The organism is Corynebacterium sp. HMSC068G04, assembly GCF_001814885.1.
GTDB classification, from domain to species: Bacteria; Actinomycetota; Actinomycetes; order Mycobacteriales; family Mycobacteriaceae; genus Corynebacterium; species Corynebacterium hiratae.
Map to the genome: position 1 here is coordinate 69266 of NZ_KV818333.1, position 23402 is coordinate 92667.

Genomic DNA, 23402 nt, shown 5'->3' on the forward strand with positions numbered 1-23402 from the left:
TGGCAAGGACCTGAACGCAGGGTCATAGCCACTTAAGCACTTGCGCAAAAGCCTCGATTCTTCTGCTTCAGGCTTTTAGCCTAAAGGCCCATGAGCTACACCGCTACGGGCACGGCGCCTCTGGCCGCCACGGCACGCGACCTCGCACTCAGCTTTCCGCTACAGTGCCTTGTCCCCGCCGTAGCACTGGCCGTTGCCGGGGTGGCGTGCCGCCACGTCATCACTCGACACCGCCCCAGCATCTTTGGCGATGCCGGCCTTTCCTTGCACCGCGTGGCTCTCGCCAGTGCCCTCGCAGGTGTGATCGTCGGCGCCGTGTCTCTTCTCCCCCTGCACTTTGGGCCAATTGTCATTATTTCTTCAGCGCTGTTCTCGCTTTTTGCTGCGCTCATCGCGTGGGGCGCGCGGGAGTCCTTTTCGGCCGCCAGCATGGGGATTGGATTGATGATGCTCACCGTCGGGGCGGTGGATGTGTTGCTGATGCTTGCCGACGCCGCCTGGGGCCCTCTCTCAGAACCCCACGCCGTAGACACGAATTTCGGCATCATGTGGCTGCTCTATGCACTCCCAGGCCTCATCTCCGCCGGACTTGCCGCGGCACTGAGCACCATGTCAGCTAAGGAAGCCGCCCGTATCCGCCGCGCGGAGGAGGCACGCGCGTTAGTTCACGTTAGTAGTCGCGCGGCGCGCGGGGTGCACGGCGCCCCGGCTCGCGGTGTTCGCGCGCACTAGTGCGCCCCTCGCCGCGGGACTCCCCGCGGGAGCGCACACCGGCGCCTCGCCGCAGGGCAGAGCGATCGTTGTTGACGGTGCGCAGGAGATCCGACAAGGTGGTTTCGAATTCCGCCAGCTTGGCGTCGACGAATTCATCGCACTCGGTGCGCAGTCGGTTGGATTCGGAGTGGGCGGATTCCACGATGCGGTGCGCTTCGTCGTCGGCGCGGCGCACAACTTCGGATTCAGAGACCAAACGGTCCTGCTCAGCTTGGCCCGCAGCAACGGTGCGCTGGTACTCCTCATCTGCCTGGGCGCGGGTGCGCTCGGCATCAGAGCGCGCGTTTTCTACGAGGTTGGTGGCCTCATCTTCTGCCTGGGCCACCATGGTGGTGGCGCGGTGCTGGGCGTCAGCCAGCATGGCGTCGGAGTCCTCGCGCGCACGGGTAACGGTGTCATCGGCTTCTGCGTTGGCATCGGAGATGATTTGGTTCGCGCGTTCCTCGGCACCCTGCAGGATCTCATCCTGCTTGTCCAGAACATCTTGGGCATCATCCATTTCAACGGGGAGGGCGTTGCGGAGATCGTCGAGAAGCGCCAGCATCTCGTGGCGCGGAACCATGCAATTGGAGGTCATGGGAACGGCATAGGCCTGTTCCAGGTTGCGAACAAGTTCATCGAGGGACTCAAATACGCGGTACATGGCACCAGACTATCCAAGCAAGAGCGCACCACCACGTATCCCACGCGGGCAAAACGGCGAAAACCTCCCCGCTAGGCGGGGAGGCTCAACCTGGCAATAGAGGACAGGAGCGGGGCTAGATAACGCCCTGTGCCAGCATGGCGTCGGCCACCTTCTTGAAGCCTGCGATGTTGGCGCCGGCAACGTAGTCGCCCTCCAAGCCATATTCCTTGGAGGTCTTGTCAATGTTGCGGAAGATGTTGGACATGATCTCGTGCAGGCGCTGGTCGGTGTATTCGAAGGACCAGGAGTCACGGGACGCATTCTGCTGCATCTCTAGCGCGGAGGTCGCCACGCCGCCCGCATTCGCGGCCTTACCCGGCGCGAAGGCGATGCCGCTTTCCACAAAGTAGTGCGCTGCCTCCGGGGTACAGGGCATGTTCGCGCCTTCGGCAACATAGCGGACCTGATTCTTCACCAGAAGCTTGGCATCGTCACCGTCAAGTTCGTTTTGGGTAGCGCACGGCAGGGCAACGTCGGCGCTCACCTCCCATACGTTGCCGCCTTCGTGGTACTCCACGCCCGCACCCGCTTCGCCGGCGTAGGTGGAAATACGCTCGCGGCGGACTTCTTTAATCTCCTTGAGCAGCTCCAGGTCCACACCGTTCGGGGTGGTGATGTAGCCGGAGGAGTCAGACATCGCGACGACGGTACCGCCGAGCTGTTGCACCTTTTCAGCAGCGTAGATGGCGACGTTGCCGGAGCCGGAGACAATAACCTTGGCACCGTCGAAGGACTCACCATGGGTCTTCATCATTTCCGAGGTCAGATACACCAGGCCGTAACCGGTAGCCTCGGTACGCACGAGGGAGCCACCCCAGGACAGACCCTTGCCGGTAAGAACGCCAGACTCATGCTTGCCTTCCAGCCGGCGGTACTGCCCGAACAGGAAACCGATTTCGCGGCCGCCCACGCCGATATCGCCGGCCGGGACATCGCGGTATTCGCCGATGTGGTTGTGTAGCTCCGTCATGAAGGACTGGCAGAAGCGCATGACCTCGGCATCGGACTTACCCTTCGGGTCGAAGTCGGAACCGCCCTTGCCACCACCGATAGGCAGGCCGGTCAGGGAGTTCTTAAAAATCTGCTCGAAGCCGAGGAACTTGATGATGCCCAAGTTCACACTCGGGTGGAAGCGCAGGCCGCCCTTGTAGGGGCCGAGGGCGGAGTTAAACTGCACGCGGAAGCCACGGTTAACCTGAATCTGGCCGCTGTCATCTACCCATGGAACGCGGAAGATGAGCTGGCGCTCGGGTTCGCATAGACGCTCGACCAGGCCGTAATCAGCATAGTGCGGGTCCTTGTTGAGGACGATCTTCAGGGAGTCAAGCACCTCAGCGAGCGCCTGGTGGAATTCCGGTTCGCCCGCATTACGCTTGAGGAGCTTGCTGTAATAGTCGGAGATTTGCTGGTCGATGGACATGGCTATCCTTTCATTCGACACCGTGCCTCGCGGTCGGTGCGTCATCCATTGAACAAACGATAGTTTTCTATCAATTGACCTAAATTGCAAGACGTCCGTACTGCGGCGCGCCTTAAAGGCTGGTCAGAGCGCGAAAATTTTTTCTCACATCTCTGCCATATACTCGTGAACATGCGCATTCTTGTTGCCCCCGATTCCTTTAAAGGCACCGCCACCGCCGCCGAAGCCGCTGCTGCCATTGCACTCGGCGCGCGCCGCGCGCTGAGCTCCTCCCCGTATGCCGACACGGCGAAGGTACATGCCCTTCCCACGGCCGATGGTGGCGAGGGAACCGCGGAGGTTCTCGCTAGTGCCGCCGTGGCTCGCCACGGCACTGCGGGCCAGACCATTACGCTGCCAACTACCGATGCTGTTGGACGCCTCACCGAGGCCAGCTATCAGCTCGTCGGCGATACAGCCTTCATCGACGTCGCCGCCGCCACTGGGCTGCCTGCTGTCTCCGATGCCCTCGACCCGCTGCATGCGGACTCCTATGGCACGGGCGTGTTGGTGGCCGATGCCGAATCGCGCGGCGCCAAGCACATCGTTCTCGGCCTCGGCGGTAGCGCCAGCATCGACGGCGGGCTCGGCATCCTCGCCGCACTCGGCGCCGCCGCACACGATGCCCGCGGCTATGCCCTCCCCAAAGGGGGTGCTCCGCTGGTCAACCTCGACCACATCGACACGGCGCAACTAAACATGAAGGCGGCCATGTTGGACTACACTTTGGTCACCGATACCCGCGCCGTGCCCATCCAGGCCGCAACAATGTATGGGCCGCAGAAGGGGGCCAAGGGCGACCAGGTCGCGCTCCTGGCCGGCGCGATGCTGCGATTGTGCGAGGTCACGGACACCGATCCGGAGGCCGAGTTCTTTGGTGCCGCCGGCGGTATCCCCATCGCCCTGAGCTGGCTTTCGCGCACACTCTGGGGCACCTCGGAGCACTGCCGCATCGTGCCGGGCGGCCGCTATGTAGCTGAGGCCCTCGATCTTCCCGCCCGCATCGCCGAGGCGGACCTCGTCCTGACCGGCGAAGGCCGCTTCGACGAACAATCACTCACCGGAAAGGTGGTAGGCACGCTGGCCGAGCTCACTGGACCGCCCACTCTCGGCATCATCGCCGGCTCCGCTACCGCCCCGGCACCGCAGGGAACGCTACTCGAAGAGCTCGACGGCGACACGCACGCTAGCGTGGCCGAGCAACTTAGCGCCGCGGCCGAGCGCCTAGTGCTGAACTTCCTCCAGAATTAGAGCTTTCTGCGGGACTAAGGGGCGACCTGCACCGCCCACGGGAAGATAGCCGGGCGCTCGTGGGCGAGCTCATCTTCCAGCAACACATGATCCTTCGGCAGCACCGCATGCGGGGTCAGCAGGCGCGCGAGGACCATCGTCAGCTGGTTAACAGACCCCGTCACGCCATCGACGGCGATGGCGTAGCGATACACGCTCGCCCCCTCTAGGTCCCGCTCTTCGTGCTCCTCACGGTAAGTCTGGCGCAGCTGCTCTTCCAACCCCTCTGGGAATACAGCCTCAGGCACACGAGTAACCTCTGCAGAGGCCAGCGAGTTGTTTTCCACCAACTTACGGGTGGCAGTGCTAAAGATTTCGGCCACACGCTCCGCTTGGGCATCCGGCACCAGAACATCAAAGTGAATCATTGGCATGTAGGTAACCCTACCCAAACTTCAAGGACGGTAACTATGGCAGATCCCACACTTTCCACGCTGACTGCACTCCTTTCGGAGGACGCCGTTGATCTCAGCTGGCAACGCGCCTTCTACGAAGATCTGCATGCCCATCCAGAGCTGTCCCACGAAGAGGAACGCACCGCCGGGCGTATCCTCGACCAACTAGAGAACTACAACTGCGAGCTCGTCACCGGCATCGGCGGCCACGGCATCGTCGCCATTTTTCGCAATGGCGACGGCCCCACCGCCCTCATGCGTGCCGACTTTGATGCCCTCCCCGTGGCCGAGGAAACCGGCGTGCCCTTCGCCGCCACCAACGGGGCAATGCACGCGTGCGGGCACGATGTACACGCCACCGCACTGCTCGGTGCGTGCGCGATTCTCGACGCCCACCGTGCGGCCTGGCGCGGCACCTTCCTAGCACTATTCCAGCCGGCGGAGGAATCATCCATGGGCGCCAAGTACATGATTGCTGACGGACTCACCGACCGAGTCCCCACCCCGGATGTTTGCCTAGGACAACACGTCATGCCCGGTCCCGCCGGCCAAGTGCAGTCCACCGCCGGCCCCATCCTGGCCGGTTGCGACTCCCTCCGCATCCGCATCACGGGGCGCTCCGCGCACGCCTCCATGCCGCATGAGGCCATCGATCCGTCCTACGTGGCCGCCATGGTGGTGACCCGCCTGCAAGCCATCGTCGGCCGCGAAGTACCTCCCCATGACTTCTTCGTCATCTCGGTAGGCGAGCTGCACTCGGGCGATAAGAACAACATCATTCCGGGCAGCGCCGAGCTGGTGCTCAACACCCGTTACTACAAGCCGGAGTTGGCCAAGCGAGTCTACGCCTCCCTCGAGCGCATGGTGCGCGCTGAATGTGAAGCAAGCGGATGCCCCGCTGAACCTACCTTCGAGTATTTCGCCCACGGCGAAGTCACCGACAACGACGCCGCCGCACATGAAACCGTTCGCTCGGCCTTCGACGCGGTCTTCGGTGATCTCTCCGTCACTGCCACGCCCTCCACCGTGTCCGAGGATTTCTGCTACCTCCCGCAGGCCTGGGGCGTGCCGTACTACTTCTGGTTCATCGGTTCCACGCCGGAGGACCTCCTAGGCAACCCGCCGGTCAACCATCAGTCCACGTTCCTCCCGGACTATGAGCCCACCATGCGCTCAGCTACCCGCGCTGGGGCTGCCTCCGTGCTGTCTTTCCTTGGGCACTAGTTTTCCGTACTCAACGCGGTCTGCGAGTGAGTACGGAACTGGTTAAGCTTGGGAGTTGGTATTTTTCCGCATTTTTTATGCCTAAGGTGAAGGATTCTCATGAGTCAACCCCAGCACTCCGATTTTCAGACCGCAGTTCCCGGACACGTCCGCGCCGCCGCCGGCGTCTCCCCCACCGCTGCCACCAACCGCAAGTTCTGGTCCGGCCTGTCCTCCTCGGTAATGGAGCAGATTGCGGACAACTGGGAAGCCACCCGCAGCGCCTACGCCGCCATCCGCCAGCAGCACTACTTCTCGGCTGAATTCCTGCAGGGTCGAGCCCTGCTCAACAACCTCACCAACATCGGCCTCGTCGACGAGGCCCGCGCCGCCACCCAGGCCACCGGCCACGAATTGGTCGATGTCCTCGAGGCCGAGCACGATGCCGCGCTAGGAAACGGCGGTTTGGGCCGCCTGGCTGCCTGCTTCCTCGACTCCGCTGTCACCCAAGACTTCCCCGTCACCGGCTACGGTCTGCTCTACCGCTACGGCCTGTTCCGTCAGTCCTTTGACAACGGCTTCCAGCGCGAAGAGCCGGATGCGTGGATGGAGAATGGCTATGACTTCATCATTCGCCGCGCCTCCGAGCAGCGCCTGGTCCATTTCGATGACATGGATGTCCGCGCTATCCCCTATGACATGCCGATTACCGGCTATGGAACCGACAACGTGGGCACGCTGCGCTTGTGGAAGTCCGAACCCATCGATGAGTTCGATTACGACGCCTTCAACTCGCAGCGCTTCACCGAGGCCATCGTGGAGCGCGAGCGAGTCATGGATATCTGCCGTGTCCTCTACCCCAACGACACCACCTACGAGGGCAAGGTTCTGCGCGTTCGCCAGCAGTACTTCTTCGTGTCCGCCTCGCTGCAGCAGATGATCGACAATTACATCGAACACCACGGCGAGGATCTCACCGGCTTCGCCGAGTACAACTGCATCCAGCTCAATGACACCCACCCGGTGCTTGCCATTCCAGAGCTGCTCCGCCTGCTTCTCGACGAACACGGAATGGGCTGGGACGAGGCATGGAAGGTCGTCACCGAGACCTTTGCCTACACCAACCACACGGTGCTGGCAGAGGCCCTGGAAAGCTGGGAGATCTCCATCTTCCAGAAGCTCTTCTGGCGCATCTGGGAGCTCGTGGAAGAGATTGACCGCCGTTTCCGCGAGGACATGGCCCAGCGTGGCCTCGACCAGGGCCGCATCGATTACATGGCCCCGGTGTCCGACGGTCACGTCCACATGGCATGGATTGCTTGCTACGCCGCTTACTCCATCAACGGCGTGGCGGCGCTGCACACCGAGATCATCAAGGCAGACACGCTGTCTGAGTGGTACGAACTGTGGCCGGAGAAGTTCAACAACAAGACCAACGGCGTCACCCCGCGCCGCTGGCTGCGCATGTGCAACCCGCGCCTGTCCGACCTGCTCACTGAGCAGGCTGGTTCCGATGCCTGGGTCACCGATCTGACTGAGCTGGCCAAACTGGATTCCTTGGCCGAGGACGAGAAGGTGCTGCGCCAGCTCATCAACATCAAGCGCGCTAACAAGCAGGACTTTGCCGCATGGATCGAAGCACACCAAGGCGCCACGGTGGATCCGGATTCGATCTTCGACGTCCAGATCAAGCGCCTGCACGAGTACAAGCGCCAGCTGATGAACGCTCTGTACATTCTGGACCTGTACTTCCGTATCAAGGTCGACGGCGAAACCGTTCCGAAGCGCACCTTCATTTTCGGCGCGAAGGCCGCCCCGGGCTACGTTCGCGCAAAGGCCATCATCAAGCTCATCAACACCATCGGTGACTTGGTCAACAACGACCCGGCCACTAAGGACGTGCTCAACGTGGTCTTTGTGGAGAACTACAACGTCTCCCCTGCCGAGCACATCATCCCTGCCGCCGATGTCTCCGAGCAGATCTCCGTGGCCGGCAAGGAAGCCTCCGGCACCTCCAACATGAAGTTCATGATGAACGGTGCACTGACCCTGGGCACGATGGATGGCGCCAACGTCGAGATCGTCGAGGCAGTGGGCGAAGAGAATGCCTACATCTTCGGCGCCCGCAACGAGGAGATCCCGCAGCTTCGCGCCGAGTACAACCCGGGCGAGCTCTACAACACTGTTCCGGGCCTGTCCCGCGTCCTCGATGCCTTTACCGATGGCACGTTGGGCTCTGAAAATGCCGGGATGTTTGGGGATCTGCGCTCCTCACTGCTCGATGGCTTTGGTGAGCACGCTCAGGACACCTACTACGTCCTCGGAGATTTCGCAGACTACCGCGAGACCCGTGACCGCATGGCTGCCGACTATGACGCTGACGAGATGGCATGGGCCAAGAAGGCTTGGCTCAACATCTGCTACTCTGGCCGCTTCTCTTCCGACCGCACCATCGCTGACTATGCCAACGAGGTGTGGAAGCTGGCTCCGACCCCCATTTCCAACGTCTAGACAAAAACGTCTAGACAAAAAAGGGGTTAATAGACGCACTGTTGCCTATTAACCCTCGACGGGCTTTCCTCACAGACAAAGCGCCGCCTCACCACCGTTCCTCCTTCCCACTTAGTGGGTAAGGAAGCAACCGGGGTGAGGCGGCGCTGTCTGCTTATCTGCGACAGTATTACTTATCGCGCAGGGTCTGACCCAGTTCGTGGACCTGAATCATATTCGTGTTACCGGAGATTCCAGGAGGGGTACCGGCGATGACGATGATCATATCGCCCTCCTTGTACTTATCCATTCCCAGCAGCGCCCCATCGATGGCGGCCATCATGTCATCGGTGGACTCAACCGCGTCACTCAAGAAGGTCTCCGCGCCCCACGTCAAGGCCAGCTGCGAGCGCACCGCCGGGTGCGGGGTAAAGGCCAAGAGCGGCAACGGGGAGTGCAGACGAGCCACGCGCTTAGCGGTATCACCGGACGTCGTAAAGGCCACGATAGCCTTCGCGTTAAGGCGCTCAGCAATATCGCGTGCGGAGTAAGACACAACACCGCGCTTGGTGCGCGGGACGTGCGTCAGCGGAGGAACCTGGCCGCCCTGCTCAGCATTCATCACGATCCGGGACATCGTGCGCACAACATTGTGGGGGTCGATGCCGACGGAGGTCTCACCGGAGAGCATGACCGCATCGGCGCCATCGAGCACTGCGTTGGCAACGTCGGAGGCCTCCGCACGAGTCGGGCGCAGGTTGGAGATCATGGAATCGAGCATCTGCGTTGCCACGATCACCGGCTTGGCATTCTCACGAGCGATCTGGATAGCGCGCTTCTGGAACAGCGGAACCTGTTCCAGCGGAACCTCGACGCCGAGGTCACCGCGGGCGATCATGATCGCATCGAAGGCTAGGACGATGGACTCGAGGGCGTCGACTGCCTCCGGCTTCTCGAGCTTGGCGATGACCGGAACGCGGCGGCCTTCCTCATCCATGATCTCGTGGACCTTGTCCACGTCAGCCGGGGAGCGCACGAAGGACAAGGCGACCATGTCTACGCCGAGCTTCAAGGCGAAGCGAAGATCTGCGATGTCCTTTTCCGACAGCGCCGGAACAGAAATGTCCATTCCCGGCAGGGACACGCCCTTGTTATTCGAGACCGGTCCGCCCTCGGTAACCTCGCAGACAACGTCGTTGCCGTCGACTTCCTTGCACACGACGGCGACCTTGCCATCGTCGATCAGCAGGCGGTCACCCGGCTTCGCGTCCTGTGCCAGGTTCTTGTAGGTGGTGGACACGCGGTCGTGTGTGCCTTCGACGTCATCAACGGTGATGCGGACGATTTCGCCGTCCTTCCACATCTCTTCACCGTTGACGAAACGGCCTAGGCGAATCTTCGGGCCTTGCAGGTCCGCCAAGACGCCGACTGCGTGGCCGGTCTCATCGGTGGCCTCGCGAACCCAGCGGTAGTTCGCCTCGTGGTCCGCATGCTCGCCGTGGGACATGTTCAGACGCGCCACGTTCATGCCTGCTTCAACAAGCCCAAGGATTCCTTCCTTGCTTGCGACTGCAGGACCCAACGTACAAACGATTTTGGTTCTTCTATCCAACATGGAGTGCCTTATTCACATCGGGAGTTTCTAACGGTTCCTAAACTACCCCCGTTTACTGGTCTCGGCCACCACGAACGAAGCTCATGCCGGGTTTTCGACCCGTAACGCCGGTATTCCAAGCGGAAAATGCGACGCCCACATTGCAGCTACAAACGGTAATAACCGGGCACATCCGGGCATTTCAGTTCCGCCGCACCGGTCTTTAGGTTGCCGTGTTAGGCACCGCAAAAGCCACGTGTGATCCCGGCTACTCCACAGAATCTCAGGGCTTTGCTCCGGTGGGCACTACCCGCACCGTCACCATTTAGACTCACCGGGGGCTACCCTCGGCAGCACTGCCCACCGCAGTCTCGGTGGTGCGGGTGGGATCGACTTCCTCCGGCGATTCCTGCCCGCGCGGCAACCGGAAATACACGATAAGCGCCACGACAAAGCAGACCACGGAAACGATGACGTTGACCCGGAGGCCGAAGATGTGCGTGGCGTCGTCCGCACGCATGTTTTCCACGACGAAGCGGCCCGCGGTGTACCCGGCAACATACAGCGCGAAGACACGACCATGGCCAAGCTTGAACGCCTTGTGCGCCCAAAGCAGGAACACGCATACCGCCACGTTCCACACAAGCTCATAGAGAAAGGTCGGATGCACAGAGGCCACTACTTCCCCAGTCGAGCGGCCGCTGATGGGCGCATACTCACCGCTTTCATTAACTCGGTAGTAGATGTCGAGGGCCCACGGGACAGTGGTCTCACGGCCATACAGTTCCTGGTTAAACCAATTACCCAACCGGCCGATGGCCTGGGCCAAGATAAGCCCTGGGGCGACGGCATCAGCAAAGGGCCCCAACGGAATACCCTTAATCTGGAACATGATCCACAGAGCCACCGCCCCCAGTGCGACAGCTCCCCAGATACCGAGCCCCCCGTTGGTGATTTTCACTGCATCGATCGGATCACACGTGGAGCAAAAGTACTTATCGTAATCCGTAATCACGTGATAGAGGCGCCCGCCAATGATGCCCGCCGGGATCACCACCAGGGCAGCATCCCACACCACGTCAGGGTTGCCTCCGCGAGCGGTATAACGGCGCAGCGTCATCCACATCGCGACGAGAATGCCGACGATGATGCACATGGCATAAGCACGAATCGGGACCGGGCCGAGATGCCACACGCCTTGTGGCGGGGAAGGAATATTGGCGAGGGTGTAGATCTGCACGGGAAACAGTGTGCCTGAAAATGACGGCCGCTACAACGCGCTTAGCTTCTACGCGAAGGGCACGCAGGATGTTGGCCTGCGGCCACCAAGGAACGGGCCAGGGTCATCGGGTCCTGGGCAGCCATGATGGACTCACCAACGAGGATGGCATCAGCACCTTGCGAGGCATAAGACAGCACGTTGCGCGGGCTATTAACACCGCCCACCGCGATACGAGTGATGCTCTCAGGAAGACCGGGCGAAATAGCAGAAAAGGCCTCCCGATTAATAGCATCGGAGGCCAATGACCACGCGTTGATCGCCACGACAGTTCCCCCTGCCTTGATAACGCGATCCACCTCGGCACAGGTGCGGACTTCCAGGATGGCGGTCATCCCGAGGGATTCCACGCGATCGAGAAGTGACTCGAGGCGAGCTTGGCTGAGCAGCTCCACCTGCAAGGGAATCGCGTCTGCCCCATAGCACCGCGCCTCATGAATCTGATAGGGATCAACGATGGTGTCGCGGCACAGCATCGGTAAGTCGACGGCCGCGCGGGCGACCCGCATGTCCTCGAGTGACCCGTGGAAGCGGCGACGATCTGTCTGACAGGCCATCACATGAACCCCTGCTTCCTCCAGGCTATGTGCCAGTTCTGCCACCGACTTCGGGCTATCCAAGTGGGCAATTTCACCGCCATAGGGCACGGCGCGCTTGATTTCGGTGATGATAGAGCATCCCGGGCGCAGCAGAGCTTTCGCGGCATCGCGCGGAGCGTCCATGTCGCGGGACCTTGCTTTAATTTCCTTGAACGGGACACGGGCCTCCCGCGCGGCTACATCAGCCAGCACTCCGGCCACGAGATGATCGACGGCGATCGGGGTAGGCATGATTCCACCTCCCTTCCCCGAAGGAGACTCAAAGAAAGAAACAGGGGCGTTCGAGATCACATTTAGGCTAGCGCGCCCCCACCTCTAACTAGAAATCCGGGGCACCCGTTCCCCGCAACAGGGCCTTTCTCACCAGGCTCTCCGTCACTAGGCTCGCCATCACGCTGCGAGTGTTTAGGAGGAACGGGGAATTTAGGAGGAGCGGGGATCTGTGGGATCAATATCAGCATCCAGCGCGTCCCACATCACGCGGCCGGAATCTTGGGAGGTTTCGAGTTCTTCCTGCAGGCGCTCCTGCCGTACCGCCGGGGTTTCGTATTTGGCTGTGCGGGGTTTATCAGCACCCGGGTTGCTCGCCACCAGCACCGCCCCAAAGAGCGCCAGGGCGGCGCCGACGAGCGCGAGAACTGGGCCCGCAGTCGACGCGTCCGCGGTGAGGACGACGGCCCAATCGGAAATAGTCGTCGTATCCACGGAGGTATCGTTGGTCCCGCCTTGCAGAAGCTCCTGGGCACGCTCCGCCTCGGAGCCGGCGGTCAACAGCGCCACCGGACGCCATCCCGCAGCCGCAGCAGCGAGGGCGGTGATGACGGAGACGATGCGCCGGCCAGTCCGCCGGAGAGCGAAGGCAGCCACGCCACCGGCCAGGACCACCACGCTCAGCGCGATGAGCTCAAGGGACCATAAGGAGCCGGATAGCTCCACCACGCTCGATCCGGCCTTATCGTCTTCGACCGCCGCTTTCACCCACGTCATGCGGGAGGATAGCCACAACAAGATGGCGCCGACCAACATCAGTATGGGTCCGCCGCGCTTAGCCATGATCTTCCTCCCCAAGGAGGTTTCGAGCGTCGAAACAGGTCCGGTCGCCGGTATGGCATGCCCCGCCGCGCTGACGCACGGTGAGCAAAATAGTGTCACCATCGCAATCTAGGCGCGCACCCACTACCTCTTGGGTATTGCCGGACGTCAGCCCTTTAATCCAATACTCTTGACGCGAGCGTGAGTAGTAGGTCCCGCGGCGCGTCGCCAGCGTGTAAGCCAGCGCGTGGTCATCCATCCACGCCAGCATGAGTACCTCACCTCGTTCCGACTGCACGATAGCCGGGACTAGGCCCGCCTCATTGCGCTTGAGCTGCAGGGCAATGTCGTCGCTCAGCTCATAGTCCCCGACGTTCGTGGTGCTGGCGGAGTTAGTGCTGTCCTCTGTCATTGACGGACCTCCTTTCCTGCAGCAGCTAATGCCTGCTTGACCTCGGAAATCTCCACCTCGCCGAAGTGGAAGATACTAGCCGCGAGCACGGCATCCGCTCCGGCGTCGATAGCCGGTGGAAAGTGCTCGGCCTTCCCGGCCCCACCCGAGGCGATGATCGGCACCGAAACCGCTGCACGCACGGCCTCAATCAATTCGAGGTCGAAGCCTGCCTTGGTTCCGTCACCATCCATGGAGTTCAGTAGAATCTCGCCGACCCCCAATTCCTCGCCGCGCTTGGCCCATTCCACAGCGTCGATCCCCGCGGAGCGTGTGCCGCCATGCGTGGTGACCTCAAATCCGCTGGGAAAGCCCGCCGCACGGCGAGCATCGACGGACAACACGATGCACTGAGAACCAAACACATCCGCGAGCTCTCGCAACAACTCGGGGCGCGCAATGGCGGAAGAATTAACGGACACCTTATCGGCACCAGCCCGCAATAGCTCACGAACGTCCTCCACCGACCGCACGCCGCCGCCGACGGTTAGTGGGATGAACACCTGATCCGCCGTGCGGCGAACGACGTCGAGCATGGTGCCGCGGCCGTCCTTGGACGCGGAGACATCCAAGAATGTCAGCTCATCAGCGCCCAGCTGACCATAGCGAGCGGCCAGCTCCACTGGGTCGCCGGCATCACGCAGGTTTTCAAAGTTGACGCCTTTGACCACGCGGCCATTATCAACGTCCAGACACGGGATCACGCGCACGGCAAGCGCCATGGTGACAATCCTCCTCATAGCTAAAGGTGAGATAAACAGCAGTCCACTCGGGACCACCGAACGGTGATGAACATAGTAGGAAAACGGTAAAACGTTAAAGAATAAGTCCGGGATTCAGCGCCAGTGCTGAGCACCGGTTTCAGCCCCGGGACGGGGCCTATTTAGCGGTCCCCACGCGGATTTCGAGCAATGGCCTCCAAAATCGTGGCATGCACCTGCGGGGTCCCGCCCACGAAACCCTTCGAGTGTGCAGTCCACTCATTGCCCTCGGGGTCGCTCACACGGCCACCGGCAGCCTTAATGATGAGCGCGCCCGCCGCGTTATCCCACGGGTGCGGCGAGAAATTCACTGCACCGTCGAACACGCCCTGAGCGACAAAAGCGTTGTCCAGCCCCACCGACCCAGTCATGCGGGGCCGCAACCCGGTCTCCCGTAGGTCGTTGAATAGGCTCGTGGGCAGGTGCGAGGAGCAGCCCACGTGTCCGCGCGCTTCGTCGAATCCGAGAGCCTCCTCTCCTCCCCCGAACCCGGTCGCCGGGCCGCCGGTCGTACGCAGCGGCATCCCTTGCGCCGCAACAACACGGCGGTTCAACAATGGAAAGTCGGCGACGGCGACGACCGGCTTTGCATCGTGCAGGAGCGAAACAAGAATGCCGCAGCACGGATTCCCAGCCGAGTAGTTCGCGGTTCCGTCTACCGGATCCACAACCCACACCGTCTCCTCCAAGTTGCCACCGGACTCTTCACCGAACACCGGAATGCCGGTGAGCTGGCCCAATGTCTGGCGCAACTGCTGTTCGATGAGCAGATCCACCTCGGTAGCAAAGTCTCCTTCGCCTTTGAAACGCGCGGGTGCCGCGCCGAGGCCCCTGCGGAAGAGATCATCAACCTGGTCCACCGCGGCTTCCGCAAAGGCAACAAGTTCGCGCGGATCCGACGCTGAAGTTCCTGTCATCGGGGCCATAGGCCTACTTCTCCTCGATCGGGTCGATGTATTCCTCTCCCGGCAGCGGGGTAACCTCCGCAACGGCTGCAAGAGCCTCCTCCAAGGTGAAGCGCTCTTCGTAGAGTGCTTTACCGATGATGGCGGAATCGATCCCCTCGTTCTCGTAAAGAGCCAACTCGCGCAGATCGTCGAGAGTGGAAATGCCGCCGGAAGCAGTCACCTTGGCGTCCGTGGCGGCCGCCACCTCACGCAGCAGCTCGATATTGGGCCCCTGGAGCGTGCCATCCTTCGACACATCCGTCACCACGAAACGGGTGCAGCCAGCTGCGTCAAGGCGCTCGAGCACCTCCCAGAGGTCTCCGCCATCGGATACCCAGCCGTGACCGCGTGTGCGCCACTCACCATCCACCATCCGGACGGCGAGGTCCACTGCAATGCGGTCGCCATGCTCTGCGAGGACCTTGGCAATCCATTCTGGGTTTTCCAGCGCCGCGGTTCCAATATTGACGCGGCGGGCACCAGTGGCCAGTGCGCGCGCCAAGGAATCGTCGTCCCGGATGCCTCCGGTCAATTCCACGTCTAGGTCCACGCTCGTCGTAATTTCAGCGAGCAGCTCGTGATTGGAGCCACGACCGAAGGCGGCGTCCAAATCCACCGCGTGCAACCACTGCGCGCCTTGGGCCTGCCATTTGAGGGCGGCCTCCCGCGGCGATCCATAGGACTTTTCGGTTCCTGCTTCTCCTTGGTCGAGGCGTACTGCCTGACCATCAACGACGTCAACCGCGGGCAACAGTGTAAAGCTCATGGTGGGTAGTCTACCTTTCACGCGGGCTCTTTAAAGCGTTCCAATCCAGTTCTTTAGCAGCTGCGAGCCCACATCACCCGATTTCTCCGGATGGAACTGAGTGGCCCACAACGCACCGTTTTCTACCGCGGCGACAAAGCGGTCACCGCCATACTCAGACCACGCCACCTTCGGTGGCTCAGTAATCTCGGTCTCGAGCTCCCAGCTGCGCGCGGCATAGGAGTGCACGAAATAGAAGCGGTCATCCGCGCTCACGCCTTCAAACATGCAGCTACCGCTGGGAAGCTCCACGGTGTTCCATCCCATGTGGGGGAGGACGGGAGCCTGCAAGCGGGTGACCTCCCCGGGCCACTCGCCGCAACCTTCGGTGTGCACGCCGTGTTCAGTGCCTGACTCAAAAAGAATCTGCATACCCACACAGATTCCCAGGACGGGGCGCCCGCCAGCCAAGCGTTGGCCGATAATCCGTGGTCCCTGCGCGGCGCGCAGCCCCTCCATGCAGGCAGCGAAGGCGCCCACGCCGGGGACTAGGAGGCCATCGGCCTCCACGGCGGTCTTGGGGTCCGCGGTGACCGTCACGGTAGCGCCGACCCGCTCCAGCGCGCGCACTGCCGACCGGACATTGCCAGCGCCATAATCCAGGACTACTACGTCGTATGAGCTCATCGTGGCTCCTTTCCGGGCCTCCTCGGCCTTCTAATCATGCGCAGGCGAGTCTGAATATCATTCAGCTCGCTCACACGGGTCTTGCCCAAAGCGCGGTCAGCCACGGACATGAGCAGGCCAACCGCGATGATGGCGGCACCAGCCGCGAAGGCGCCATCGTATCCGGACATAGCCACGACGGCGCCGAGAACCGTCGAACCAAGTCCAGTTCCACCGTCGTAGAAGATATTCCACACCGCAGAACCTTCGGACAGGCGCTCGCGAGGGAGGCGGTCGAACATCGACAACAAAGCCTCGTTCTGGACGATGCCGAAACCCGCACCATAGATGACAGTGCCGAACACGAGCAGCCATACTGACCATTCTTGCCACAGCACGGCGGCGATTAGACCCACGCCAAAGACTGAGAAAGCCTGGGCTGGAATCATCAACGTGCCTGGCTGGCCCACGCGGTCCGCCACGACACCGGCGACATAGCGTGAAATCATGGCCGCGCCACCGATCACGGACAGCATGAGGCCACCCAGGACAGCGCCACGCTCAGGATCCAGCTCGCGCACCGCCGGGGAAATGAAATTGGAGGCGACGCCGTAGCTCACGGAGAAACTGGTCAAAGCGAGCGCTGGGACGAGCACAAGCTTCCACATTGGTGCCCGCGGAGTGGTATCCGTTGGGTCCGGCAACCCCACTGGAGCTGCCTTGATTTGCGGTACCAAAATGCAGGTAAAGAATCCCAGCAGGCCAAGGCCAGCGGCTAGGAGATACACCGTGTTGTAGTTAAAGGCTGAAGCCACTGCGAGACCCAAAGGCAAGAACGCCATCTGGGCTGCACCGATGAACAAACCGAAGATACCGGTGGCCTTGCCCAGCAAACGCCGCGGCGTAATTTCTGCGATGAGAGCGTTCTCCGCCACTGTGAGAGCGCCAAAACCGATGCCGCGCAGGGCGGAGAATCCCAGGGCGATCGGGGCGGCATCGCCCAGCATGTGCCCCAATGCCGGCAGCCCCAGCAACAGTGCCGAGGCCGCCATGATCGGACGGTACCCAAAGATGCGCAGCAGCATCGGAGTCGCCATCTGGGTAAGCACCGTCGCTAACATGAACACGCCGGTGGTGGCGCCAGCCAACGTGGCGGAGCCACCGGAGTCCAGCACGGCCAGGGGCACCACTGGAAGCAGGACCGACCAGGCACCGAAGGCGGAAACCACCGCGATCATGGTTTCCTTAAAGCCGGCGACCTTCCATACGCTCTGAGGGGTCTTTTCCGTCACTTCGCTGCCACCCCCGCTGAGAAGATGTCAAGCATCCAGGCCAGCGCCGCGATCGCGGAGACCGCCGCGAGCGCACCCGCGACCACGGTCATCAGCACCGAGCCATTCTGATACGCCGCCCACGCGCCGCCGACGAGCAAACCGGTGACCAGAAAGAGAATGAGAACCAACAAGTTCATAACGGCTTAGAGGGCTCCCTTCGTCGAAGGAACTCCGGTCACGCGCGGATCCCGCTCAGTAGCCTGGCGCAGGGCGCGGGCCACCGCCTTGTACTCAGCCTCCGTGATGTGGTGCGGATCGCGGCCGTACCGCACGTTGACATGCAGAGTCGTCGCCGAGTGCGTGGCAAAGGTTTCGAAGAAGTGACGGTTGATCACCGTGGCGTAGTGCCCGCCGATGACCTGCCACTCCATGTTTTCCGGTTCGCCATTCATCACGAAGTAGGGGCGCCCAGAAATGTCGACGACGGCCTCCACCAGTGCCTCATCCATGGGCAGCAGCTGGGACCCGAAACGGCGGATACCGGACTTGTCCCCCAATGCTTCCAGGAAGGCACGGCCGAGAACAATCGCGGTGTCTTCGACGGTGTGGTGGGCATCGATGTCGATATCGCCGTCGGCGTGGACGCGAAGGTCGAAGGAGCCGTGGGTGCACACAGCATTCAGCATGTGATCAAAGAACGGCAGCCCCGTCGAAATATCCGCTTGGCCGGTGCCATCGAGGTTGATTTCTACAGAGATTTTTGTCTCCCCAGTAACGCGCTCGGCGCGGCCAATGCGGTCGCCGCCATCGCGGCGTGCAGCTTCATCAGCGCTCATCGTCCCCACGCTCCTCCTTCAAATCGTGCCCCATAGGAGGGGCTCAGTTAATCATCTCTACTGTATCTGCCAAGTCCTCTGCGGCCGAAAGGAAGGCATCATTCTCTTCAGGCAGGCCAATCGTGGCGCGCAGGAGTCCCGGTACGCCGTTATCTCGGATCAAGACATCGCGGTCCAGGAACCCCTGCCACACCGCGTGCTGATCGGCAAAGCGTCCGAAGGACACGAAGTTGGATTCGCTCGGCACCACGTAGTACCCGAGCTCCTGGAGCCGTGCGACAACCCGGTCCCGCTCCGCCGACAGCTTCGCCACGGTGCCCAAAGTCTCCTCCTTGTGTGTCAGAGCCACGGTGGCCGCGATCTGGGAGAGGACAGAGAGGTGATAGGGCAGGCGGACGAGCATCACGGCTTCCACGAAAGCCGGATCGGCCACGAAGTAGCCCAAGCGTCCGCCGGCGAAATCGAAGGCCTTGGACATCGTGCGTGAGACCACGAGCTTGGTCGGATATTTCGCCAGCAGCGTGGTGGCAGAAGGTGAAGGCGAGAACTCCATGTAGGCCTCGTCCACGATGACGATGCCCGGCGCGGCCTGCACGATCTTCTCCACTAGGTCGATCGGGGTGACGTCACCGGTGGGATTGTTCGGGGTGGTAATAAAGACAACGTCGGGGCGGTGCTTGGCGACGGCCTCCAGCGCCTCCTTTTCCGCAATGCGGAAATCCTCGTTCCGCGGGCAGGAGATGAATTCGGTTTGGGTGCCCGCGCACAGGATGGGGTGCATGGAATAGCTCGGGGTAAATCCCAGCGCGCTGCGCCCCGGCCCTCCGAAGGCTTGGAGCAGCTGCTGCAGCACCTCGTTGGAACCATTGGCCGCCCACACGTTGTCCACGCTGACATTCACGCCGGTCTGCTCACTGACATACCCCGCCAGCGCCGTGCGCAGTTCGACGGCGTCGCGCTCTGGATAGCGGTTGAGCTCTCGGGCGTGCTTTTCGACGGCCGCCACGATGTCCTTGACCAGCGCCTCCGACGGCGGGTAGGGGTTCTCGTTGGTGTTGAGCTGGTTGGTCACCGTCAGCTGCGGGGCTCCATAGGCACTGGAGCCGCGCAATTCTTCGCGCAGGGGAAGATCCTTCAACTCAGCCATTACTTAAGCCTCTACTTTCTGGGTATCTGGGGCATCGGCGAATCGTGCAGCAATTGCTTCACCGTGGGCAGGCAGTGCCTCCGCGGTGGCAAAGGCAATCACATTCTCCGCCACCTCCCCGAGTGCTGCGCGGTCATACTCGATGAGGTTGACCGGGCGCAGGAAGGTGTGCGTCGACAGCCCAGCGCTAAACCGCGCGGTTCCCGAGGTGGGCAAGACGTGGTTGGAGCCAGCGGAGTAATCACCGAGCGGCACCGGCGAATAATCACCCACGAAAATGGCACCGGCGTGGCGGATACGCTCCGCTACTGCCCGGGCATTCTTCGTGTGAACCTCCAAGTGCTCAGCGGCATAGGCGTCCGCGACAGCAATGCCCGCTTCGAGGTCATCGACCAACACGATGCCGGACTGTTCGCCGCGCAAAGCCTCAGCTGCGCGCTCGGCGTTCGCGGTGGCGGTGTAGCGCTGAGCTACTTCCGCATTCACGGCGGCAGCAAGCTCCTCCGAGTCGGTGATGAGCACGGAGGCAGCCATCGGATCATGCTCCGCCTGAGAAATGAGGTCATAGGCCACGTAGACCGGGTTGGCGGTCTCGTCGGCCAGGATAACGATCTCGGTGGGGCCGGCTTCCGCATCGATACCCACCACGCCGTGTACCGCGCGCTTGGCAGCAGCAACAAAGACATTGCCGGGGCCGGTGATGATGTCCACGGGCTCAAGAGCATCCTCCCCCGTGGCGGGTTCATCGTCGCCGTAGGCCAGCAAGGCGATGGCTTGTCCACCACCGACTGCCCAGACATCGTCCACGCCGAGCATGTGGCACGTAGCCAGCACCGTCGGGTGCGGCAGGCCGCCGAATTCCTTCTGCGGCGGAGAAGCCACGACCATCGCTTCAGCGCCTGCTTCTTGGGCCGGGACGGCATTCATAATGACGGAGGATGGGTACACCGCCTTGCCTCCTGGCACATACAGTCCTACCCGCTCAATGGGTTGAAAAACCTCGGTAACCGTTGCACCTGGCGCCAGCGTTGTCGTGTGTGGGGCCGGCTTCTGGTCCGCGTGAACGGCGCGCACGCGGGCGATAGATTCTTCGATAGCTGCCCGGACCTGAGGGGCCAGTTCTTGGGCCGCCTTCTCGAGCTCCTCATGCGGGACCCGCACCGCGGCGGGGCGGATGCCATCGAATTTCTCACCAAAGTCGAGGGCCGCCGCAACACCACCTTCTCGCACCTTGTTCACCATGGGGATAACAATGTCCATGACTGAGGAAACATCGGTTCCGCCTCGCGGCAATACTCGGCGCAGGCGGGAGGTGGTGAGAGTCTCTCCGCGCAGGTCAATGGTTCGTAGCATGCTCAAGCCCTTTTCATAATATACAGCCGCATAATATGCAGCGGTTTCTATACCTTCCCATTACTATACCCGTGCCAAAAAGCCAGCGAGCTGGCAGGTGCAGGTTATAGAATGTGTCACTACTAACACGTTCCGGCACCCCGACTCGGCGAAGGGAGGCGGCGAGATGAGCAACGGCGCCGAAGGTAATGACAGCCACTCCACCTCGGATCTGCTTGCCCGTGTGGAGCACCTCGCGCACCGCGAAAGCCTCCACTGCATCCGGGTCAGCGCGCACGAACTCCTCTTCCCCCATCCGCCGCTCGGGGAGACCCGCGCCTTTATGGATACCGAGGGCGAGCCCATTTTACGTTTCTGCACCACCCACCACGGGGTCTTGGGCTTCGGCGATATCCCCGCGCTCAGCGAGTTCGTCAACGACTGGAACCACGATTGTCTTTCGCCGCAGCTCGTGCTCAATTATTCCTCCCCGACCGAGGTCGAGGTGTGGGGCCATTCCTTCCTCGTCGTGCACCAGAAACCCACGGCGGCCCAGCTCTCCGCCTCTGTCATCCCTGCGCTGCACAACGCGGCGGCCTGCCTTGAGGAATTAGCGGATTATTTCCCCGTCTTGACGCTTCCCCGCCCGGCGGCTCCGGAAGAACAGATAGAGCTCGACGGCCCCGTCGGCACAGTCGATACCGCTCGTCTCGGGGAGCTTTTACCCGCCCTCGGTATTACGCGTTTCCAAGCAGATGCGGAAGAGGCCGTCTACGCGTGGATAAACGATGTCCTCTTTGCCTTCGCTATCGACTCTGGGCCGAGCCTCATCATTAAAGGCCATTGGGATCCCAACCTCCCAGGCAGCGAATTCTCCAAAATTTTCCTCATCTGCAATGACTGGAACCGCACCAACCACTCGGCTTCTGCCTTCTGCCACTCCAACGTCGATGGCTTGCAGGTGCGCATTGACTACGCCGTTATGACGGGCGCTGGGCTTTCCGACGCCCAACTGATCACCGCCCTAGGCCGCGGCATCAAACACGTCCTCCACGGCATCGATGACATTTCACGCGATGCTGTGGGCTCCTCCCCCGTCGCTTGGCCCTAAGGAGCCTCTGCCTCAGCCGCCATTGCCTCCGCTTCTTCGTCGTCCACGGCACGAGGAGGATTGACAAATACTGCGGACCAGTACGTAAACATGGCCATGAACGGCCCCACGAGCCAGGCGATGCCGGGCGAGAATTTCGGCACGAACTCCACAATTTCCCCGGGATCGTCCGGGATACTCGTTGCGGTAGCTCCACCAAAGACGTAGAACGACGCCGCGCCAGCCAAGGAAGCCAGGGCTACCCACAGCAATACCCCGACGCCGCGGTAGCGCTCGCCGCGCCGATAGGCAATAAGCCCCAACGCCATACCCAGGGCACCGGTAATGAGTACAAAAGTGATGTAGGAATCAAACTGAACGTTAGCGACGTTGCGCAGGGCGTAGCCGCCATCATCAACCCGGTGCCCCTTCAGGGCAGGACGCCACAGCCCCCACGCGGCGCCGGCCACAGAAAACCCGAGGAGCGCTAACGCGAGCAACCCCGCACCAAATCCGATGGCGCGGGGTATGCGAAAGCTAGGTGCACGCAGTGCAGGCACGATATGTTCTAGCCGCAGAAGGTCCAGTTGCCGTTCTCACGCTTGAAGCGCATGGTGGAGCTGTCCATGCCCTTGCTGGTGTTGACGTTCACGGTTGCGGATGCATCGTCACCGTTGACCACGACATCGTTGATGGACTCAACACCGGTCTTGGACCAGTCAAAGCCTTCCATCTGCGAGGTGTCCTGGCCAGCTGCCGCCATCATGTCCTTGAGCTGGTCCATCGGAACATCCGGAACCTGGTTGTAGTCCACCTGGTCAAGGCCGGAGTTCGGGTCGTTGCGCACTTCAGCGCAGGTGTGCTCCGGGAGGTACTTCACGAAGGAACGCATGGTCTGCTGCTCGTACATGCCACGGACCAGACCATTGATGCCGTCAATGTCTTCCTGGCTTGCAGCCTCACCCTGGACCGGCTCAACCTTCGGCATGCTCTGGAACGGATCCACACCGTTCTCGAAGGGGTTAGCCATGGCCTGGTTTTCGCCGCCCTCGGGGTTCTCCCCTTCCGGCTTCGGATCGGCGTTCTCGCCGTCCTTATTCTCTTCGCCTTCCTTCTTTTCGTCTCCCTCCTTCTTTTCAGAATCCTTCTCCTTCGACTGCCCCTCGGAGGTCTTGTCCTTGGACTCCGTCGTGGTGGTGGTCTTCACCGCGGAGGAAGCGGTATCGGTAGCGTTCTCATCATCGGAACCGCAAGCAGCCAAGGAGAGCGGCGCGACGAGCGCAACAGCGACGAGGGACTTCTTGGCAGGTGTCAGAAAAGACAAGGGATAACTCCTAATATCTATAGAGAGCG

The 23402-nt window shown here is 61.7% G+C and carries 24 protein-coding genes; 5 read left to right on the top strand and 19 right to left on the bottom strand.

All coding sequences use genetic code 11. From position 1 onward, the window contains the following. Nucleotides 1-90: 90 nt before the first annotated feature. Nucleotides 91-732 carry a hypothetical protein gene (locus HMPREF2993_RS07435; RefSeq protein WP_230308876.1) on the top strand — a complete coding sequence of 214 codons (642 nt, stop codon included), beginning with the start codon at nucleotides 91-93 and terminating at the stop codon, nucleotides 730-732. Here HMPREF2993_RS07435 and HMPREF2993_RS07440 read toward each other — a convergent pair. Next, nucleotides 671-1417, bottom strand: coding sequence for a DivIVA domain-containing protein (locus HMPREF2993_RS07440; RefSeq protein WP_046648014.1), 747 nt, complete (start codon nucleotides 1415-1417; stop codon nucleotides 671-673). The two genes, HMPREF2993_RS07435 and HMPREF2993_RS07440, sit on opposite strands and share 62 nt — an antisense overlap. A gap of 115 nt (nucleotides 1418-1532) precedes the next feature. After that, entirely contained in the window at nucleotides 1533-2879 is a 1347-nt protein-coding gene (gdhA, locus tag HMPREF2993_RS07445; RefSeq protein WP_070512568.1) for an NADP-specific glutamate dehydrogenase, read from the bottom strand. 171 nt (nucleotides 2880-3050) lie between these two features. Between gdhA and HMPREF2993_RS07450 the strand changes: the two genes are divergently transcribed. Then, entirely contained in the window at nucleotides 3051-4169 is a 1119-nt protein-coding gene (locus HMPREF2993_RS07450) for a glycerate kinase (protein ID WP_070701818.1), read from the top strand. A 14-nt stretch (nucleotides 4170-4183) separates the two neighbouring features. On the opposite strand, the gene HMPREF2993_RS07455 is transcribed toward HMPREF2993_RS07450, so the two are convergent. Then, on the bottom strand, nucleotides 4184-4582 hold the full coding sequence (locus HMPREF2993_RS07455) for a hypothetical protein (protein ID WP_070701754.1): 399 nt from the start codon (nucleotides 4580-4582) through the stop codon (nucleotides 4184-4186). Nucleotides 4583-4618: 36 nt separating this feature from the next. Between HMPREF2993_RS07455 and HMPREF2993_RS07460 the strand changes: the two genes are divergently transcribed. Both HMPREF2993_RS07460 and HMPREF2993_RS07465 read left to right on the top strand, forming a co-directional pair. After that, a complete protein-coding gene (locus HMPREF2993_RS07460) occupies nucleotides 4619-5827 on the top strand; it encodes an amidohydrolase (protein ID WP_070701756.1) in 1209 nt (402 codons plus the stop codon). 99 nt (nucleotides 5828-5926) lie between these two features. Beyond that, on the top strand, nucleotides 5927-8317 hold the full coding sequence (locus HMPREF2993_RS07465) for a glycogen/starch/alpha-glucan phosphorylase (protein ID WP_070701758.1): 2391 nt from the start codon (nucleotides 5927-5929) through the stop codon (nucleotides 8315-8317). 169 nt (nucleotides 8318-8486) lie between these two features. Here the strand turns inward: HMPREF2993_RS07465 and pyk are convergent, their stop codons facing one another. The 14 genes from pyk to hisD all read right to left on the bottom strand — a co-directional run bounded on the left by pyk (nucleotide 8487) and on the right by hisD (nucleotide 20980). Then, a complete protein-coding gene (gene pyk, locus HMPREF2993_RS07470) occupies nucleotides 8487-9908 on the bottom strand; it encodes a pyruvate kinase (RefSeq protein WP_070512713.1) in 1422 nt (473 codons plus the stop codon). A 313-nt stretch (nucleotides 9909-10221) separates the two neighbouring features. Further along, nucleotides 10222-11130 (bottom strand): prolipoprotein diacylglyceryl transferase, encoded by a 909-nt coding sequence (gene lgt / locus HMPREF2993_RS07475; RefSeq protein ID WP_070701760.1) that lies wholly within the window; start codon nucleotides 11128-11130, stop codon nucleotides 10222-10224. 41 nt (nucleotides 11131-11171) lie between these two features. Then, nucleotides 11172-11999, bottom strand: a complete 828-nt coding sequence (locus HMPREF2993_RS07480; RefSeq protein WP_070701762.1) for an indole-3-glycerol phosphate synthase TrpC — start codon at nucleotides 11997-11999, stop codon at nucleotides 11172-11174. Nucleotides 12000-12191: 192 nt separating this feature from the next. Next, the gene (locus tag HMPREF2993_RS07485) at nucleotides 12192-12821 is read right to left on the bottom strand and encodes a TIGR02234 family membrane protein (RefSeq protein ID WP_070701764.1); all 630 of its coding nucleotides are present in this window, start codon (nucleotides 12819-12821) and stop codon (nucleotides 12192-12194) included. Further along, nucleotides 12814-13212 (bottom strand): phosphoribosyl-AMP cyclohydrolase, encoded by a 399-nt coding sequence (hisI, locus tag HMPREF2993_RS07490; RefSeq protein WP_070512551.1) that lies wholly within the window; start codon nucleotides 13210-13212, stop codon nucleotides 12814-12816. The genes HMPREF2993_RS07485 and hisI overlap by 8 nt, the downstream gene beginning before the upstream one ends. Next, on the bottom strand, nucleotides 13209-13973 hold the full coding sequence (gene hisF, locus HMPREF2993_RS07495; protein WP_046648005.1) for an imidazole glycerol phosphate synthase subunit HisF: 765 nt from the start codon (nucleotides 13971-13973) through the stop codon (nucleotides 13209-13211). The genes hisI and hisF overlap by 4 nt, the downstream gene beginning before the upstream one ends. Nucleotides 13974-14134: 161 nt before the next feature. Beyond that, nucleotides 14135-14938: an inositol monophosphatase family protein gene (locus HMPREF2993_RS07500; RefSeq protein WP_070512542.1), complete on the bottom strand. Its 804-nt coding sequence runs from the start codon at nucleotides 14936-14938 to the stop codon at nucleotides 14135-14137. 4 nt (nucleotides 14939-14942) lie between these two features. Beyond that, nucleotides 14943-15725, bottom strand: a complete 783-nt coding sequence (gene priA / locus HMPREF2993_RS07505; RefSeq protein WP_049155328.1) for a bifunctional 1-(5-phosphoribosyl)-5-((5-phosphoribosylamino)methylideneamino)imidazole-4-carboxamide isomerase/phosphoribosylanthranilate isomerase PriA — start codon at nucleotides 15723-15725, stop codon at nucleotides 14943-14945. A 30-nt stretch (nucleotides 15726-15755) separates the two neighbouring features. Further along, complete coding sequence (gene hisH, locus HMPREF2993_RS07510; RefSeq protein ID WP_070512539.1) at nucleotides 15756-16391, bottom strand: imidazole glycerol phosphate synthase subunit HisH; 636 nt, start codon at nucleotides 16389-16391, stop codon at nucleotides 15756-15758. Next, the gene (locus tag HMPREF2993_RS07515; protein ID WP_049155324.1) at nucleotides 16388-17608 is read right to left on the bottom strand and encodes an MFS transporter; all 1221 of its coding nucleotides are present in this window, start codon (nucleotides 17606-17608) and stop codon (nucleotides 16388-16390) included. Before HMPREF2993_RS07515 ends, hisH begins: the two co-directional genes overlap by 4 nt. A 50-nt stretch (nucleotides 17609-17658) precedes the next feature. Then, nucleotides 17659-17841 (bottom strand): hypothetical protein, encoded by a 183-nt coding sequence (locus HMPREF2993_RS07520; protein ID WP_049155322.1) that lies wholly within the window; start codon nucleotides 17839-17841, stop codon nucleotides 17659-17661. 6 nt (nucleotides 17842-17847) lie between these two features. Beyond that, nucleotides 17848-18480, bottom strand: a complete 633-nt coding sequence (hisB, locus tag HMPREF2993_RS07525; RefSeq protein ID WP_049155321.1) for an imidazoleglycerol-phosphate dehydratase HisB — start codon at nucleotides 18478-18480, stop codon at nucleotides 17848-17850. 43 nt (nucleotides 18481-18523) lie between these two features. Next, a complete protein-coding gene (locus tag HMPREF2993_RS07530) occupies nucleotides 18524-19627 on the bottom strand; it encodes a histidinol-phosphate transaminase (protein ID WP_049155319.1) in 1104 nt (367 codons plus the stop codon). A 3-nt stretch (nucleotides 19628-19630) separates the two neighbouring features. Then, nucleotides 19631-20980, bottom strand: a complete 1350-nt coding sequence (gene hisD / locus HMPREF2993_RS07535) for a histidinol dehydrogenase (protein ID WP_046648001.1) — start codon at nucleotides 20978-20980, stop codon at nucleotides 19631-19633. 166 nt (nucleotides 20981-21146) lie between these two features. Between hisD and HMPREF2993_RS07540 the strand changes: the two genes are divergently transcribed. After that, a complete protein-coding gene (locus tag HMPREF2993_RS07540) occupies nucleotides 21147-22070 on the top strand; it encodes a YbjN domain-containing protein (protein WP_046648000.1) in 924 nt (307 codons plus the stop codon). Here the strand turns inward: HMPREF2993_RS07540 and HMPREF2993_RS07545 are convergent. Further along, nucleotides 22067-22609 (bottom strand): hypothetical protein, encoded by a 543-nt coding sequence (locus HMPREF2993_RS07545; protein WP_232745218.1) that lies wholly within the window; start codon nucleotides 22607-22609, stop codon nucleotides 22067-22069. The genes HMPREF2993_RS07540 and HMPREF2993_RS07545 overlap by 4 nt on opposite strands. Nucleotides 22610-22617: 8 nt before the next feature. Beyond that, on the bottom strand, nucleotides 22618-23373 hold the full coding sequence (locus tag HMPREF2993_RS07550; RefSeq protein ID WP_049155315.1) for a hypothetical protein: 756 nt from the start codon (nucleotides 23371-23373) through the stop codon (nucleotides 22618-22620). Nucleotides 23374-23402 lie beyond the last annotated feature (29 nt).